We start from the raw sequence: 16,601 nt of genomic DNA on the forward strand, positions 1-16,601 counted from the left end.
AGAGACGCAATGTGTTGCGTCTCTTTTTTGTTTGTGCCCGATGGCAGGAATTTATACTTTATACTTGTGCAGGCACAGCAGGCAGGTTCGTACATGCCGCCGTTTTCGCATTGCCCCGTATACTTACAAAAGAGAGCCTGTGCAAACGGGCAAAGTATAAACCAGAGCTACGAAAACATGCAGACCTATAAACTATACCTTACAGCCTTAGCGCTGCTCCCGATGGGCGCCTGTACCTCCCTGAGTGAGGGACAGCAGGAGCTTCCGCCGGCACCTGTAAACGAGCGGGTAACGCTCCGCAGCGACCCCACCCAAACACTGCGGCAGCGCATGGATAACAACGCCAGCGAGATAAACCGGAAGCGCAACATAGAGCAGTTCGACAGCAACAAACCCGCCATGACACCCAATGCACTGCGCCCGCGCACGCTGCCATACGCGCCCATCGATTCGTCCAGGCACTTTATCTACTGGCCACTGCGGCCGGTGGTACGTCCATTGCCGCCAACCATCCGGGAAACGAACCAGCAATAAAAAACGGCCGTGGGTAAAGTATACCTGCGGCCGTTAGGGGAGTAAAGGCATCGCTTTACTTTTTCTTTTTTTTCTCTTTTACTTGCTCCGGCTTCTCCTCATCGCTTAGGTGCAGTTCATCCGGCTCCAGGTCAACGTATACTTCGTTTTCCGGCGGGGTGTTCTCCGATTCGCGGTCTGCCTTACGGGGTGCGGGTTTTTTCGTCACCTTCTCTGTGCTATCACGTTCACCCAGGTTATCACCGTCTTTTTTAGTGGTTCTAAAGTTATCTTTGTTCTTCATGAGTAAGGATGATTATAATTTCTGCTTCTGTTGGTTAACCGCTACAGGTAGTACCTGTAGCGCAGTGCCTGCACCGCTTTACGTAAAACAGGCGTGTGCCGCCGTATTTCCTTTTACGGGATTAGCCATACTTAGCGGTTCATTCCGCGCTGTATTTGTATATTTGTTTTTTTAACAGACGACATGACGAACAACCCCAAAAGATATACTGTAACGGCTGCCTTGCCGTATGCCAATGGCCCGGTGCACATTGGCCACCTGGCAGGTGTGTACCTGCCTGCTGATATTTATGTGCGTTACCTGCGCCTGCAAAACCGCGACGTAAAATTTATTTGCGGCTCCGACGAACACGGTGTTCCCATCACGATCCGCGCTAAAAAAGAAGGTATAACGCCGCAGCAGGCCGTGGACAAGTACCATGAACTGATCAAGCAATCTTTCGCGGACTTCAACATCTCTTTTGATATCTACGACCGCACCTCTTCCAAAATACACGCTGAGACGGCTGCCGGATTCTTCAAGAAACTTTACGAAGACGGCAAATTCATAGAGCAGACCACGCAGCAGTACTACGACGAGAAAGCACAGCAGTTCCTGGCCGACCGTTACATTGTGGGCACCTGCCCGAAGTGTGGCAACGAGAATGCCTACGGCGACCAGTGTGAGGCATGCGGAACCTCGCTCAATGCCACCGACCTTATAAACCCTAAAAGCACCCTGAGCGGCGCTGTGCCGGTAATGCGCGAGACAAAGCACTGGTACCTGCCCCTGAACGAGTATGAACCATGGCTGCGCGAGTGGATCGTGGAAGGCCACAAAGGCGACTGGAAACCGAACGTGTACGGGCAGTGTAAATCCTGGATAGACCAGGGCCTGCAGCCGCGCGCCGTAACCCGCGACCTGGATTGGGGCGTGCCGGTGCCGGTGGAAGGTGCAGAAGGCAAGGTGCTGTACGTGTGGTTCGATGCGCCGATCGGGTACATATCAGCCACCAAAGCCTTGACGGATGACTGGGAGAAGTACTGGAAAGACAAGGACTCCAAACTGGTGCACTTTATCGGCAAGGACAACATCGTGTTCCATTGCATCATCTTCCCGAGTATGCTGAAGGCCCATGGCGATTACATACTTCCGGACAATGTGCCGGCCAATGAGTTCCTGAACCTGGAGGGCGACAAGATCTCTACCTCCCGCAACTGGGCCGTGTGGCTGCACGAGTACCTGCAGGACTTTAAAGGCAAAGGTGATGTGCTGCGCTACGTGCTGGCTGCCAATGCCCCAGAAACAAAAGACAACGACTTTACCTGGAAAGATTACCAGGCCCGCAACAACAACGAACTGCTGGCCATACTTGGTAACTTCATCAACCGGGCAGTGGTGCTTACGCAGAAGTACTACGAAGGTGCCGTGCCAAGCCGTGGCGAGCTAACCGATTATGACAAGACGGTGCTGGAGGACCTGCAGGGAATGCCGATGGTGATCTCGACCTACATTGAGCGCTACCGCTTCAGAGATGCGCTGGCGGAACTGATGAACCTGGCGCGCCTTGGCAACAAGTACCTGGCCGACACGGAGCCTTGGAAGCTGATCAAGACGGACGCCGAGCGCGTGAAGACCATCATGAACATTGCGCTGCAGATATCCGGTAGCCTGGCCATACTTATGGAGCCGTTCCTGCCGGATTCAGCCGCTAAGCTGCGCAACATGCTAAGTATGGAGTCGGCAACCTGGGCTGAAGCCGGAGCGGCAGACCTGTTGCCTGCAGGCCACGTCATCGGGAAGCCGGAGTTGCTGTTTGAGAAAGTGGAAGACGCTGCTGTGGAGGCACAGGTGCAGAAACTGCTGGACACGAAAAAGGCCAACGAAGCGGCAAACGCGGTAGTGGAGCCGGCCAAGGAGAACATTACCTTTGAGGATTTCACCAAAATGGATATCCGCATCGGTACCATTATAGAAGCCGAGAAAGTGGCTAAAACTAAAAAACTCCTGAAGCTGAAGATTGATACCGGTATTGACCAGCGCACCGTGGTAAGCGGCATTGCGGAGTTCTTTAACCCGGAGGAGATCATCGGGCAGCAGGTAAGCATACTGGTTAACCTGGCACCGCGCGATATTAAAGGCATCACCAGCCAGGGTATGATCCTGATGGCGGAGAACGCGGATGGCTCGCTGGCCTTTGTGCAGCCGAATAAAGCGATCAAAAATGGTGGTACGGTAAGCTAGAAGTATCGCTTACGTAAAGTATAAAACCTCACCTGTCGTTAAGGCTGGTGAGGTTTTTTGTTTAGTATGATCTTTCTGTGTAGGGGTTATCCAATCGCCATCCCCTTTGGCCCGGTTGCAGCCAAGGTTACTTTGCTTACCCGCTCCCGCTCCATGTGCTGCACTACTAAGTATATACCCGCAGCCGTAACGATGGACAAAGCTCCCATAACCCACCACAGCGTAGCAAAACCGTACTTGGCAGCCAGGGTTGTGCCCAGGTATGGGGCCACTACATGTGCGGCGGCATAGGATATGGTGTAAAGCCCCATGTAGGCACCGCGGTTGGCAGGTCCGGAGCGTTCCACCGTAATGGTGGCCATAAAAGGCATCGCGAAGATCTCGGCTATACTTAGCAGCAACATGGCCATAAAAAGTATGCTCAGGTGCTGCGTCAGGTTCAGGAGTATGTAGGATAGCCCCAGCACCAGCACACCGCCCGCGATCAACCAAGACTTACGCACCCGCTCGCCGATCAGGTAAACCACGATCATCTCCAGCAGAAACACGATGAGGCCATTTAGGCCGAGCAGGAGCCCTATCTTGCCCTCCGGCAAAGCATAAACCTGCCTGTAGTAGAGCGGCATGGTAGAGAACAACTGGAAGAATATGACCGCAAAGCTGCAGCAAAGTATGGCGAAAAGTATGAAATAACCGTCGCGGTAAGGGGAGCGTACTTTGGCAATCGGTTCGCTGCTGCTGCCGGTCTGCTGTTTTGGCTGGTGCCCCTGCTGGTTGCGGAAGTAAAAAAAGAAGAACAAGCCAGCCATAATGCAGGTAAAGCCATCCGCTATAAACAGCCAACGGTACGAAACAGCCGCCAGCAAGCCGCCCAGCGCAGGGCCGATGGAAAAGCCCAGGTTTATGGCCATTCGGTTGAGCGAGAAAGCGCGCGTTACGTTCTCAGGGCGTGCATAGGATGCAATGGAGGAGGAGTTGGCGGGGCGTAGGGTGTCGTTTACAAGGCTAAGTATAAACACGCCAGCCATCAGTGCCTCAAACTGGCGCAGGCTCAACAGCACAAAGTATAAACCGCCCCCCACCGTCAGACTCAGGAACTGCACCTTAAAATGCCCAACCTTATCCGTTAGCCAACCTCCCAGAAAAGAGCCGCACACGGAGCCAAGGCCATACATGCTCAGGATGATGCCCGCCTCTTTCAAAGTATAGTTCAGTACCTCCGTCAGGTACACGCTCAGGAACGGTGTTACCATGGCGCCGCTGCGGTTAATCAGCATTACCAGAGACATCATCCAGGCAGGGCGGGAGAGGCCCCCGAAGGCGTTGCGGTAGAGCAGGAGAATCTTTTTCATAGCAGGTGGTAAGCAGCTGGCGTAAAGGCAAAAGTATACTTTTAGCAGGAAATTTCAGCTGTCGCCTGCAGAAAAGTAAAAGCCCCTCACAAGTAGAAACTGAGAGGGGCTTTTAAAAATGTATGGGTGCCGATTTTAGAAGCTACTTCGTATTAAACTGGTTCATGGTACGCTCCAGGCCAATGGTGCCGAAGGCGATCACGGCGTCAGCGGCTTTCTCGATGAGTGTTTGCAGCTCCGGCTGCTCGTCGTCGCTAAACTTGTTTAACACATAATCTACCTGCTTGCCTTTATGGAAATTGTCGCCCACCCCAAAGCGCAGGCGGGGGTAGTTGTTGTTGCCCAGTATTTGCTCAATATGTTTCAGGCCATTGTGCCCGCCGGCGCTGCCCTTGGCACGGATGCGCAGCTTACCGAAAGGCAAAGCCAAGTCATCGGTAATCACCAGCATCTGCTCTGCAGGCAGTTTTAAGGAAGTTAGCCAATGTTGAACAGCCTTGCCGCTCAGGTTCATGTAAGTGGTTGGCTTCACCAGCACAAAGGTGCGCCCTTTGGTTTTTATCTCGGTTACAAAGGCGTGTCGACCGGAATCAAAATTGCCCTCATACTTTTTGGCCAGGTAATCCAGCACCATAAAACCAATGTTGTGTCGCGTTTCAGCGTATTCAGGGCCAATGTTGCCAAGGCCCACAATCAGGTATTTCATACTTGTATCTTCGGTAGCGGCGGCTTCGGTAGAGGAGATGCCCAGCCACTTTTTTATACTTTGAAATGTTAAATCGGCCAATTGCTAAATTGTTAAAAGGATGGATAGGTTTTGGCAGTGTTGCTACAATATAACAGTTTAACAATTAAGCCCTTCATCCAGTTAATTGACAAACAAAAAATCCTGCCCCGCTCAGAGCAGGACAGGACTTTTGAGAATATTCTGAGCTGTGGCTCAAAAAATTACTTTTTACCACCACGAGCTTCTTCAGCCTGTGCACTCTTAAGGGCACGCGGAATAGTTACTGTAGCGATTGGAGCGCTTGGGTTTGTCAGGATCTCGTAGTTCTCTGGCTTAATTCTGGAAACCTTGATAGACTTACCAAGTTCCAGTTCAGAGATGTTTACCTCTACGAAGTCTGGCAGGTTAGCAGGAAGCGCTTTGATCTTGATCGCGCGCAGCTTGGTAACCAGTTTACCACCGGCCATTACACCAGGAGAGTTGCCAACAAACTTAACAGGCACATCAATTTTTACTGGCTTGTCATCCTGCAGCTCCAGGAAGTCAACGTGCAGCAGCATTTCGTTTACCGGGTGGTACTGAGCATCCTGAAGGATAGCGCGGTAGTGCGTGCCTTCGATGTTCAGGTCTACCTCGTGTACTTCCGGCGTGTAAATCAGGTCACGGAACAGGATAACTGGAGCGTAGAAGTGCACTTGCTCTCCACCGCCGTACAGTACGCCTGGTACATAAGACTCATTACGCAGTTCTTTCGACTGCTGCTTGCCGAGATTTGCTCTTTTAAACCCTATAATCTCTAACGTTTTCATAAAAGTGTTTTGTTAAAATATATTGCTACAAAAGTATAGCCTAATTAAATAAACAGCGAGCTGATCGACTCGTGGGTAACCACGTTGTTGATCGCCCGGGCGAACAGGTCTGCAAAAGACAGTACCTTGATCTTTGGGCTCTGGTGCTTGAGCGGAATAGTGTCCGAAACGACCAGTTCCTCCAGCACGGATTTCTCGATGCGCTCATACGCCGGGCCAGACAGTACCGGGTGCGTTGCGATGGCGCGAACTGTTTTCGCCCCTTTGTCTTTCAGCAGCTCCGCGGCTTTGGTGATCGTACCGGCAGTGTCTACCATGTCGTCAACCAGCACCACATCCATACCTTCCACATCACCGATCACCTGCATCGAGGCGATCTCGTTGGCTCGTTTGCGGTGTTTGTCGCAAACAACCATTTCGGCGCCAAAGTTCTTGGCAAACGATCTTGTTCTCACCACACCTCCTACGTCTGGCGATGCGAAGATAAGATCGGCACCCAGGTTCAGGCTGCGCAGGTAAGGCACAAAAATGGCCGAGCCGTCCAGGTGGTCCACCGGGATGTCAAAGAATCCCTGGATCTGGCCTGCATGCAGGTCGCAGGTCATCAGGCGGTCCGCACCTACCGATTGTATGGCATTGGCTACTACCTTAGAGCCTATGGCCACGCGCGGCTTGTCTTTACGGTCCTGGCGGGCGTAGCCATAGTATGGCATCACCACGATTACTTTATGGGCCGAGGCGCGCTTGGCGGCGTCCACCAGCAGCATCAGCTCCATCAGGTTGTCAGCCGGCGGAAACGTAGATAGTACGATAAACACCTCTGCGCCACGAACTGACTCGTTATAGTGTACGCCTATCTCGCCGTCGCTGAAACGGGAGATGGTAAGATCGCCGAGTTTAGTGCCATAGGCGGCGGCTATTTTCTCAGCCAGGTAACGGGATTCTGAACCAGAGAAGATTTTAACTTGTGGCATAACGGTGCTAAAACTAAATAACGGTTGTTTTGGGTTTAGTTGATTATGCCCGCAAAGCTACCAAAATTCCTGATGGCAGTCACCAAATATTTCTGATTTTTAAATACTTACACCTGCTGTATAAGCAAAAAAAGAACAACACCCAGTGAGTGTTGTTCTTTTTAAAGTTGTCCGACCAGGGCTCGAACCTGGACTCTTCTGAACCAAAATCAGACGTGTTGCCAGTTACACCATCGGACAATCTTCCTACTAAACTTCAGAACTTCCGTTCCTTTGTCGTTTGGTGATGCAAAGATAGAGAGACGATTTTAAACTGCAAACAATTGCTCTAAAATTTTTCGAAAAATATTAGTCTAAAATCTGCTTCAGGGCCGTGTCCTAGTGCTTTTTGGCTCCCTTGATGCCGCCGAAAAGGTCGCCGTTTGTGTGCCATATGAGGGTTGTGGTCTTATCTAATTTGGTGAAATTCACGGCCTTATTTTGCGGTGCCTGCCAAAGGCCGCCTGCTGCTCCGTAGTTCCGGAAACCACTACATGGTACCCCGTCTCGCCAAACAGGTACACGTTTTTTTCTGAAATTTTACTCGTTGCTACGCCGGTGCCCAGTTTCTTTGACATACTAGACTGCAGCAATGGGAGGAGCAGGCCAGATCGACACATAACAGTCCGGGTTCACTAGCCACATGTCTCGTGCCGGCCTTAAGTCCACATTACCGAGCAGTTGCTCCGTTCTGTGAAGTTTGGCCTGCCGCCTGAGATTCGTGTGATGCAACTAATTGCTCTTGCAGAAGGCTAAATTTCCGGGCGGTTTCTATGGCAGTAGTCGCTGTCACACTGCTTGTGCGGCTTCTGTAACGGATTCGCAAACGTAGAAGCTTATACTTATAGCGCACAAGTATAAGCGAATGCTTTTTGTTTTTACTAAGGCTGAACCTTACGGAGTTTTAGCTTTTTTTGTACTAAAAGGCAGGTGGTTTGCATCGTACCTGGCTTATTAAAATATCTGCTTTTTTCCAGGTACAAACTGTCACCCGTAGGGTTTTTATGCGTAAAGAATTCCGCAACTGCTTAATTTTCTATCTATGCCCCAGCTTATGACCACCATTAACCCTGACATGATTACCACCACCTGCGGACGTGAATTAGACCTAAGTAACACTGAGTTAGTGATCGAGCGGTCTAACAGTCTGTTTAGCTATAACATTCATAAGCTGAAGACGGGGGAGTACATCATTGCAGAGAAATTCTTCGCCAACCCATTTAACAATCGCTACATTCTGCTAAACGACGAGCAGATAGAGCTTCTGAAACACCTATAAGTATAAAAGGCTGAGTCTGGTTTTGCCTTTACGTGCTTCCTCCTTATGCTAGCGGCAGGGGAGAAGTGCCTTTTATGCAAGTCGGGTTTGCCTGCCTAGAGCCACATGCTGTTTGTGCGTGTATATAGCTTAGCTTTAGTCTGAAGCCCCGGAGGCAAGTATGAAATTTCAGGCAACTTTAAACAAAGCAGGCTATGTTTAATTGCTTGCCATAACAGCCTGCCTGACGCTTACACACCTTATATTGTATAACTACATCGCTTACACCTGGGTCAGCGGGGCAAAACTTTTTATATCCTTGCATGGATATAAGAGATTTATCCATTAGTTTTGCACCCTGAAATAACTCCGTTATACTAGTTAATCAATATAAAAAGTCAAATGGCAAATATTGGCAGAATTACCCAGGTTATCGGTCCGGTTGTGGACGTTAGCTTTGCGGGTGAAAACTCTAAGCTACCAAATATTCTGGATGCCCTTCAGGTGACGAAAGACAATGGCCAGGTAGTAGTGCTGGAAGTTCAGAATCACCTTGGCGAGGACCGTGTACGTACCATCGCGATGGACTCTACAGAAGGCCTTACTCGTGGCGCTGAAGTAGTTGACTTGGGTGGCCCAATCAAAATGCCGACAGGCGAAGGCATTAAAGGTCGTCTTTTCAACGTGATCGGCGAAGCCATTGACGGTATTCCACAGCCAGTGAGCACAGGTGGTCTGCCTATTCACAGAGCTGCCCCTCGTTTCGAGGACCTTGCTACTTCTTCTGAAGTTCTTTATACAGGTATCAAAGTAATCGACCTGATCGAGCCTTATGCAAAAGGTGGTAAAATTGGTCTTTTCGGTGGTGCCGGTGTAGGTAAAACTGTATTGATCCAGGAACTGATCAACAACATCGCGAAAGCACACGGTGGTCTTTCTGTGTTTGCCGGTGTAGGTGAGCGTACGCGTGAGGGTAACGACCTTCTTCGCGAAATGATCGAGGCTGGCATCGTGCGCTACGGTGCTGAGTTCCTTGAGTCGCTGGAGCACGGCGGCTGGGATCTTTCTAAAGTAGACATGGATGAGCTGAAGGAGTCTAAGGCGACCTTCGTGTTCGGTCAGATGAACGAGCCTCCTGGGGCGCGTGCACGTGTGGCCCTTTCTGGTCTTACAATGGCGGAGTACTACCGCGATGGTGAGCCAGGTTCTAGCGATGCTGGTCGTGACATCCTGTTCTTCGTGGATAACATCTTCCGCTTTACACAGGCGGGCTCTGAGGTATCGGCCCTTCTTGGTCGTATGCCATCTGCGGTAGGTTACCAGCCAACGCTGGCAACGGAAATGGGTGCTATGCAGGAGCGTATCACGTCTACCAAGCGTGGTTCCATTACATCGGTACAGGCCGTTTACGTACCTGCCGACGACTTAACTGACCCGGCTCCGGCAACAACATTTGCCCACCTGGACGCAACTACTGTACTTTCCCGTAAGATCTCCGAACTTGGTATCTACCCTGCGGTAGACCCTCTGGATTCTACTTCCCGTATCCTGACGCCGGACGTTGTGGGCGACGAGCACTACAACACCGCTCAGCGCGTGAAGGAGATCCTGCAGCGCTACAAAGAACTTCAGGATATCATCGCCATCCTTGGTATGGACGAACTTTCTGACGAGGATAAACTGGTTGTACACAGAGCACGCCGTGTGCAGCGTTTCCTGTCTCAGCCGTTCCACGTGGCAGAGCAGTTTACAGGCCTGAAAGGTGTACTTGTTGACATCAAAGACACCATCAAAGGCTTCAACGAAATCATGGACGGTAAGTATGACCACCTTCCGGAGTCAGCCTTCAACCTGGTAGGTACCATTGAAGATGCTGTTGCCAAAGGTGAGAAGATGATGGCCGAAGCGAAATAAATTCATTTATCAGTTAACAGTTATCAAGTAACATTTCTTGGTAACTGTTAACTGTTAATTGTTAACTGAAGATCATGTATTTAGAGATAATCACACCTGACAAGAAGGTTTATGCCGGTGAGGTAGAGGCCGCTCAGTTTCCGGGAGCCAATGGTTCTTTCGAGGTACTGGACCTGCATGCCCCGCTCATCAGCACCCTTGACAAAGGAAGCATCCGTATCACTACCAACAAAGGACAGGAGTTCTTTACCGTGGACGGTGGTGTGGTAGAAGTGCTCAACAACAAGATTATTGTACTGGCCGAGTCTGTTACCGAGTAACCATAGCCAAGTATAAAGTATAAACCAAGGCCTCCTGTTCTTTGTGAGCAGGAGGCCTTGTTGTTTTAGAATGAGTTAGTTCACAGCGACTTCAGAAAGTATGTACTTGAAATCTTCCGGAGAAATAGGTGCCGTAGTTTCATACAAAGTATCAGGTAAGGTTCTTCCAGTGAGCGGCACTAACGAGGCACTTTTAGGAGTGATTTTCGTGTAAACAAGGGTGTCATGGCTGTAGTCATAGATTGTTTCCAGCCTGGAGCCTTTATTCTCCAGTTCAAAATAATCAATCTCTGAAACCGGCCCCCATAGATTATACTTTATGATTTTAAAAGTATGGATGTTGGCATCCGTGTTTAAAGAGTCAGCCCACCAAACTTCATATTTATTGCCGGCAAAAGGCCATACTTTCCAACTGCTTTCTATAACAGGAATTCCTTTTGCTGCACGAAAATCATTATAGGTTTTGCCATGATTGCTGTTGATAGGAAATATTGAACTTATGCCTTTTCCAGCAAAATTTAGGAAAAAGTATACTGCAATTATTAAAAGTAAACCGGCTGCGATACTCTTAGCATCTTTCAGAAAGCCAGTTTTATTGCTTCTATAGTCTAAGTAATACCCGATAAGTATGAATGCAATAGGCAAGGCTAAAGCAACAATTCCTAGGACTACAGCTGTCTTCATATCTAAGTAGGAGAAATTATCATTACAATATAAGAATTCCTCCTTACTTTTAGCCATACTTATACTTACCACATATGCCGCACATCCACCCGAAAACCACCCCGATCTACCAGACTTCTGTATTTACTTTTGATGACCTGAACGAGCTGGAGCTATACTTTGGGCAGCCGGGGCAAAGCTACATGTACACCCGCTACGGCAACCCCAACACCGATGAACTGGCGCAGGAGGTGAATAAACTGGAAAGTGGAGTAGGGGCAGTAGTTACCTCATCGGGCATGTCGGCGATACTAGCGGCGGTGCTGGCTGGTTGTAAGGCCGGAGACCATGTGCTGTGCGCTGAGGAGATTTACGGCGGCTCGTCTACCTTGCTGGCGCAGGAACTGACGCGGGTGGGGATAGAGGTAACGTTTGTGCCTTCGGCGGAGATGTATACGTTGGACAATTACGTGCAGCCAACCACACGCCTGCTACTGGCCGAAACCATGAGCAACCCTCTGTTGCAGGTGTTTGACATAGCCAGACTTGCCCAGGAAACAAAGCGCCAAAGTATAAAACTGGTTATCGACAATACCTTTGCCACGCCCATACTTACCAAGCCGCTTGCTCTGGGGGCCGATATGGTGATCCATAGTGTGACCAAGTACCTCTCCGGGCACAGCGATGTAACGGCGGGCGTGGTGATCTGCAAAGAGCAGGAGGATCTGCAGCGGGTGCAGCGCGTAATGATGGTGTATGGCCTGAACCTTAGCCCCTTTGAAGGCTGGCTGGCCTCCCGTGGGCTGAAGACACTGCGCCTGCGCATGAAGCAGCACAGCAGCAACGCCTTGCAGATAGCCCAACACCTGCAGCAGCACCCCAAGGTGGAGAAAGTGTGGTATCCGGGCCTGGAGGAGCATCCGCAACACGAACTGGCAAAAGAGCAGGGGCAGGGTTTGTTCGGGGGCATGCTCAGCTTCAGAATAAAAGATGACACAGAAGCTGTAAACCGTTTTATGCAGGCGCTTCCAAGTATACCTTTCGCTCCGTCGCTGGCCGGAGTTAATACTTCCATCTCTTACCCGCTGGGCACATCGCATCGGGCCCTTACTGCAGAACAGCAGCAGAAAGTGGGTATTACGATTGGTGTGATTCGTTTCTCGGTAGGCATAGAGGAGCCGGAAGAGCTGATTGCAGAACTGGAGACGGCGCTGGCGGCTGTGTAGGCTAACGTATTAATGTAGGCATGTTCCAACCACCCCTGCCCCTCCTTGTCCAAGGAGGGGAGCTTTTACCCGGATGCTGCTACACCACCTCCAGCAAGCGCTTCAGGTGCTTCACTACCTTATCAAGTTCCTCCTCCGTCAGGCTGCTGCTGCTGGGCAGGCAGAGGCCGTGCCCGAAGAGTTTTCCACTAAGGTTGTTGCCCACATAAGGGTGATGTTGGAAGAGTGGCTGCAGGTGCATGGGCTTCCAGAGGGCACGCGTTTCGATATTCTCCTCCTCCAGGGCCAGACGTATACTCTCCGGCGTGTGCGGCTCGGGCAGCAGCACGGTAGTAAGCCACCTGTTAGAGAAGCAGGCTTTGGGCTCCACTACAAACTCCAGCCCCTCTACATGCCCCAATTGTTGTCTGTAGAAATGGAAAATCTCGCGGCGCTGCTTCACACGCTTCTCCAGTACCTCCATCTGGCCACGGCCAATACCCGCGCTGATGTTGCTCATGCGGTAATTGTAGCCCATCTGCGAGTGCTCATAGTATGGTGCCGGGTCTTTAGCCTGCGTGGACAGGAATCGGGCCTGCTCCACCAATTGCTCATCCTCCGAAATAAGTGCCCCGCCCCCGGATGTGGTGATAATCTTGTTACCGTTGAAAGAGAAAACGCCTACACGCCCAAAGGTGCCCACTTGGTGGCCGCTGTAGCGGGAGCCAAGCGCTTCGGCCGCATCCTCCACCACCGGAATCCCAAACTCGTTCGCAATGTTCATGATCTCCTTCATCTTGGCGGGCATGCCGTAGAGGTGCACCAGCATGATGGCGGCGGGGCGCTTGCCCAGGCGCAGGCGGTCGGCAATGGCTTCGTGCAGGGCTTCGGGGCTCATGTTCCACGTGTCGGGCTCACTCTCCACAAAAACGGGGTGTGCGCCTAAATATAAAACAGGGTTGGCCGATGCCACAAAAGTAAAGGTAGAGCAGAGCACCTCGTCGCCGGGGCGTACGCCCACCAGGTGCAGGGCCAGGTGCAGGGCAGCGGTGCCGGAGCTGAGGGCCACGGCGTGTCGGGCGTTGGTGTGCTGGCAGATGTCATGCTCAAAGCCAGGCAGGTTAGGCCCGGCAGTGGTCACCCAGTTATCCTCTATCGCTTTTAAAGCATAGTTTTTCTCATGCCCGCCCATGTGCGGCACCGAAAGGAAAATACGTCCTGGCCTGTAAATCATACTTTATTATGTGAGAGGTGGGGGCTTCAGTGGCTACGAAACCTCGGATTCAGATGCTATCATACGGCACAGCCGCCTATTTGGCTGCCCCTGTCCGGCAAAGGTGCTGTATTCCTGTGCTTTAATATACAAGTTTCCTGTAAAGTATAACAGTTTTGTCCTATACATTTTTAGAAAGGCGTGCCTCACTGCCACCTTTTCAGCGTAAATTCATAGATTGCAACCGCTAAACCTTACATTTCAGAAGATGCTCGATTTCCCGAACGCCAAAATTAACCTAGGCCTTTACATTACCGAAAAGCGTGCTGATGGCTTCCATAACCTGCAGTCGTGCTTTTACCCAGTGCGCTGGTGCGATGCTTTGGAGATACTGCCGTCGGAGCGGGAGGCGTTTGATATGACGGGCCTGCCAGTGCCGGGTAACGCGGAGACGAACCTGTGCCTGAAAGCCTACAAGCTGTTGCAGCAAGATTACAACCTGCCGCCTGTGCATATGCACCTGCACAAGGTTATACCAATGGGCGCCGGGCTGGGAGGGGGCTCTGCGGATGCGGCTTATACCCTGCGCATCCTCAACCAACTGTTTGAGCTGAAGCTGTATGACGATGCACTTGAAAATTACGCCCGGCAGCTGGGTTCCGACTGCGCCTTTTTTGTGCGCAATGAACCGGTTATCGCTACAGAGCGTGGGGATGTGTTTACCCCCGTTACCCTGGACCTGAGCAGCTATACTTGTGTGGTGGTGTACCCGGGCATCCATATCACCACGGCGGAGGCTTACGGAAGTATAAAGCCCAAACAGCCTACTTGCGATATGCAGATGCTGCTGAAGCAGGATGTGGAAGTATGGCAGGATGTGCTGAAGAATGATTTTGAGGAAGCTCTTTTCCCGAAGTATCCGGAACTGCTGCAGCTAAAGGAAAAGCTGTACGAAGCTGGTGCAACCTATGCCTCCATGACGGGCTCGGGCTCAGCGGTGTACGGACTGTTTAAAGGCGATGCGCCGGACAACCTACTCTTTCCTGCTCGCTACGCCGTCTGGCAAGGGCAGTTGTAGTCTCTTTTGTCGGCGCTTCTCAAACATCTCCAGCACAGGGTAAATAAACACGCTGAGTAGGATAACCGCGGCGCCAATGTAAAACCCTCTCGACATCTGCTCGCCCTCGTTAAAGATAAACCAGGCCAGGATGATGCCATACACCGGCTCCAGGTTCACGGTGAGGTTAACTGTATAGGCCGAAATGCGCTGCATCAGGCGCACCGAGGCGGTGTAGGCATACACTGTGCAGGCCAGCGCCAGGATGAGCAGGTACACCCAATCCATGGTAGTGAGGCCGAAGTTCAGGCTGCCGCTCTCCGTAAAATAAGAAGTATAAAGCGGGAAAAACAGCACGGTGCCCAGGCAGGCGCCTGCCATCTCATACATGGTGATGGTAGTGGAGGGTACTTTCTTTACCAGGTTGGCATTGATGATGGTAAAGATGGAGCCTAGCAGCGCCGCCCCGATGGCCATACTGATGCCCAGCACACTATCAAAGCTGGTTTCGTGCTGAAAGATGATATAGAGCCCCATGATCACGAGCAGGGCCAGGAAAATCTCGTGGGGCTTGATCTTGCCCTTGTTAAAGAGCGGCTCCAGGAAGGCCGTCCAGAGGCTGCAGGTGGCCAGGCCAACCAGGCTGATAGATACCGACGCCACGCGTGCCGCCGCAAAGAATAAGATCCAGTGCGCGGCAATTATCACCCCGATCCCCATGAGCTTAAGGGCCAATTTACTTCCCATCCATAAGGGGGCACCACGGCGGTAGATGATGGCGCCAAGTGCCAGGGCGGTAATAAGCGTTCGCAGCGAAACCAACTCCACAGCAGGTATCGTGATTAGCTTGCCAAGTATGGCCGTGAAACCCCACAGGAAAATAACAAAGTGGAGCTCTGCAAAATCTTTAAAACGTGGCATTTAGCGCGGAATGTAGCGGTACAATAAAAAACCTATGCCTGTAAATACGATAGTAGGGATCCACGCGGCAATCTGCGGGGCAATATCGCCAACCTGCGCCAAGCTTCTGCTCGTGATCACGAAAATAATAAAGATGAAGGCAAGCAGGAAACCAAGCGCGATCTGGAATCCCACGCCGCCACGTGCCTTGCGGGCGCTCACAATCACCCCGATCACAGTAAGTATGATGATGGCGAAGGGGTAGCTGAAGCGCTCATACTTCTCGATCAGGTAGGTTTCAATATCGTCGGCGCCGCGGGCTATTTTCTCGTCTATGTGCCTGTTAAGCTGGGTAAGCGTCAGGGTCTGCTCCAGTTTGTAGGTGCTCTCAAAGTCCTTGGGCCACATGTTGAGCGTGGTATCCAGGTTGGAGCCCTTGTAAATGGTTTCCTTCTCGCCATCAAAAGTGCGCAGTGTGTACTGGTTAATGTGCCACTTCTCCTTCTCGGCATTCCAGGAAATGCTGCTGGCGCTGAGTTTCTGGCTCAGGTCAGTGTCGTTTATGGTTTCCATGGCAAAATTGTAACCGATGTGGGCCGAGTTGTTGTAACTCTCCATGTACACATAAGTCTCCGGGCCGATCTTTATGTGGATGTTGCGGCTGTCGTAGGTAAAGGGGCTCTTGATATACTTCACCTGGAAGGCCACGCTCTCCTTGTTCGCATTAGGAATCACCCAACCGATCAGCACGAAGATAGTGGCGCCAATCAGCGTAGCCCCCATCAGGTAAGGCACCAGAAAGCGCCTGAAGCTGATACCGCTGCTCAGGATGGCTACAATCTCGGTGTGTGAGGCTAGCTTGGCTGTAACGAACACCGTGGCAATAAACACCGTGATCGGGCTGAGCATGTTGGCGTAAAACGGGATCAGGTTGAGGTAATAGTCGAACAGGATCTCGCTCACGCTCGGGTTGGTCTTGATAAAGTCGTCGTTTTTCTCCGTGAAATCGATCACCAGAATAACGGCCACCATGATCAGCACCGTGAACACGTAGGTGGTGAGGAACTTCTTTAGTATGTACTTGTCTAGGAGCTTCAACTTGAGTTTGAGAGTTAGAGAGTTACAAAGTT

At 51.2% G+C, this 16,601-nt stretch carries 17 protein-coding genes and 1 tRNA gene; 7 read left to right on the forward strand and 11 right to left on the reverse strand.

Annotated elements, in window-relative coordinates:
• Positions 1-9 precede the first annotated feature (9 nt).
• Entirely contained in the window at positions 10-534 is a 525-nt protein-coding gene (locus tag OO017_RS02560; protein ID WP_266050865.1) for a hypothetical protein, read from the forward strand.
• Between the two features lie 55 nt (positions 535-589).
• Here OO017_RS02560 and OO017_RS02565 read toward each other — a convergent pair whose 3' ends face one another.
• A complete protein-coding gene (locus tag OO017_RS02565; RefSeq protein ID WP_266050866.1) occupies positions 590-817 on the reverse strand; it encodes a hypothetical protein in 228 nt (75 codons plus the stop codon).
• Positions 818-1,000: 183 nt separating this feature from the next.
• On the opposite strand from OO017_RS02565, the gene metG reads away from it, so the two are divergent.
• Positions 1,001-3,040 (forward strand): methionine--tRNA ligase, encoded by a 2,040-nt coding sequence (gene metG / locus OO017_RS02570; RefSeq protein WP_266050867.1) that lies wholly within the window; start codon positions 1,001-1,003, stop codon positions 3,038-3,040.
• Positions 3,041-3,126: 86 nt separating this feature from the next.
• Here the strand turns inward: metG and OO017_RS02575 are convergent, their stop codons facing one another.
• The 6 genes from OO017_RS02575 to OO017_RS02600 all read right to left on the reverse strand — a co-directional run bounded on the left by OO017_RS02575 (position 3,127) and on the right by OO017_RS02600 (position 7,519).
• Positions 3,127-4,392 carry an MFS transporter gene (locus tag OO017_RS02575; RefSeq protein ID WP_266050868.1) on the reverse strand — a complete coding sequence of 422 codons (1,266 nt, stop codon included), beginning with the start codon at positions 4,390-4,392 and terminating at the stop codon, positions 3,127-3,129.
• A 142-nt stretch (positions 4,393-4,534) separates the two neighbouring features.
• Positions 4,535-5,098: an aminoacyl-tRNA hydrolase gene (pth, locus tag OO017_RS02580; protein ID WP_266051027.1), complete on the reverse strand. Its 564-nt coding sequence runs from the start codon at positions 5,096-5,098 to the stop codon at positions 4,535-4,537.
• Positions 5,099-5,340: 242 nt separating this feature from the next.
• Positions 5,341-5,928 carry a 50S ribosomal protein L25/general stress protein Ctc gene (locus tag OO017_RS02585; protein WP_266050869.1) on the reverse strand — a complete coding sequence of 196 codons (588 nt, stop codon included), beginning with the start codon at positions 5,926-5,928 and terminating at the stop codon, positions 5,341-5,343.
• A 44-nt stretch (positions 5,929-5,972) separates the two neighbouring features.
• Positions 5,973-6,902 (reverse strand): ribose-phosphate pyrophosphokinase, encoded by a 930-nt coding sequence (locus tag OO017_RS02590; RefSeq protein ID WP_266050870.1) that lies wholly within the window; start codon positions 6,900-6,902, stop codon positions 5,973-5,975.
• A gap of 167 nt (positions 6,903-7,069) precedes the next feature.
• Positions 7,070-7,142, reverse strand: a tRNA-Gln gene (locus OO017_RS02595).
• A gap of 227 nt (positions 7,143-7,369) precedes the next feature.
• On the reverse strand, positions 7,370-7,519 hold the full coding sequence (locus OO017_RS02600; protein ID WP_266050871.1) for a hypothetical protein: 150 nt from the start codon (positions 7,517-7,519) through the stop codon (positions 7,370-7,372).
• A gap of 476 nt (positions 7,520-7,995) precedes the next feature.
• Between OO017_RS02600 and OO017_RS02605 the strand changes: the two genes are divergently transcribed.
• The 3 genes from OO017_RS02605 to atpC all read left to right on the forward strand — a co-directional run bounded on the left by OO017_RS02605 (position 7,996) and on the right by atpC (position 10,433).
• Positions 7,996-8,220, forward strand: a complete 225-nt coding sequence (locus tag OO017_RS02605; RefSeq protein ID WP_266050872.1) for a hypothetical protein — start codon at positions 7,996-7,998, stop codon at positions 8,218-8,220.
• A gap of 381 nt (positions 8,221-8,601) precedes the next feature.
• Positions 8,602-10,113 (forward strand): F0F1 ATP synthase subunit beta, encoded by a 1,512-nt coding sequence (gene atpD, locus OO017_RS02610; protein ID WP_266050873.1) that lies wholly within the window; start codon positions 8,602-8,604, stop codon positions 10,111-10,113.
• A 74-nt stretch (positions 10,114-10,187) separates the two neighbouring features.
• On the forward strand, positions 10,188-10,433 hold the full coding sequence (atpC, locus tag OO017_RS02615) for an ATP synthase F1 subunit epsilon (protein ID WP_266050874.1): 246 nt from the start codon (positions 10,188-10,190) through the stop codon (positions 10,431-10,433).
• 75 nt (positions 10,434-10,508) lie between these two features.
• Here atpC and OO017_RS02620 read toward each other — a convergent pair whose 3' ends face one another.
• Positions 10,509-11,174, reverse strand: coding sequence for a hypothetical protein (locus tag OO017_RS02620; protein WP_266050875.1), 666 nt, complete (start codon positions 11,172-11,174; stop codon positions 10,509-10,511).
• 17 nt (positions 11,175-11,191) lie between these two features.
• Here OO017_RS02620 and OO017_RS02625 point away from each other — a divergent pair, with 17 nt between their 5' ends.
• Entirely contained in the window at positions 11,192-12,322 is a 1,131-nt protein-coding gene (locus OO017_RS02625; RefSeq protein WP_266050876.1) for a trans-sulfuration enzyme family protein, read from the forward strand.
• A 79-nt stretch (positions 12,323-12,401) separates the two neighbouring features.
• Here OO017_RS02625 and OO017_RS02630 read toward each other — a convergent pair whose 3' ends face one another.
• Entirely contained in the window at positions 12,402-13,535 is a 1,134-nt protein-coding gene (locus tag OO017_RS02630) for an aminotransferase class I/II-fold pyridoxal phosphate-dependent enzyme (RefSeq protein ID WP_266050877.1), read from the reverse strand.
• A gap of 247 nt (positions 13,536-13,782) precedes the next feature.
• On the opposite strand from OO017_RS02630, the gene ispE reads away from it, so the two are divergent.
• A complete protein-coding gene (gene ispE, locus OO017_RS02635) occupies positions 13,783-14,592 on the forward strand; it encodes a 4-(cytidine 5'-diphospho)-2-C-methyl-D-erythritol kinase (RefSeq protein ID WP_266050878.1) in 810 nt (269 codons plus the stop codon).
• Here ispE and OO017_RS02640 read toward each other — a convergent pair.
• Both OO017_RS02640 and OO017_RS02645 read right to left on the reverse strand, forming a co-directional pair.
• Positions 14,548-15,492 carry a DMT family transporter gene (locus tag OO017_RS02640; protein WP_266050879.1) on the reverse strand — a complete coding sequence of 315 codons (945 nt, stop codon included), beginning with the start codon at positions 15,490-15,492 and terminating at the stop codon, positions 14,548-14,550. The two genes, ispE and OO017_RS02640, sit on opposite strands and share 45 nt — an antisense overlap.
• A complete protein-coding gene (locus OO017_RS02645) occupies positions 15,493-16,569 on the reverse strand; it encodes an LptF/LptG family permease (RefSeq protein ID WP_266050880.1) in 1,077 nt (358 codons plus the stop codon). It abuts the gene before it with no gap.
• Positions 16,570-16,601 lie beyond the last annotated feature (32 nt).

This window comes from Pontibacter anaerobius (assembly GCF_026241195.1).
Classification (GTDB): Bacteria; Bacteroidota; Bacteroidia; order Cytophagales; family Hymenobacteraceae; genus Pontibacter; species Pontibacter anaerobius.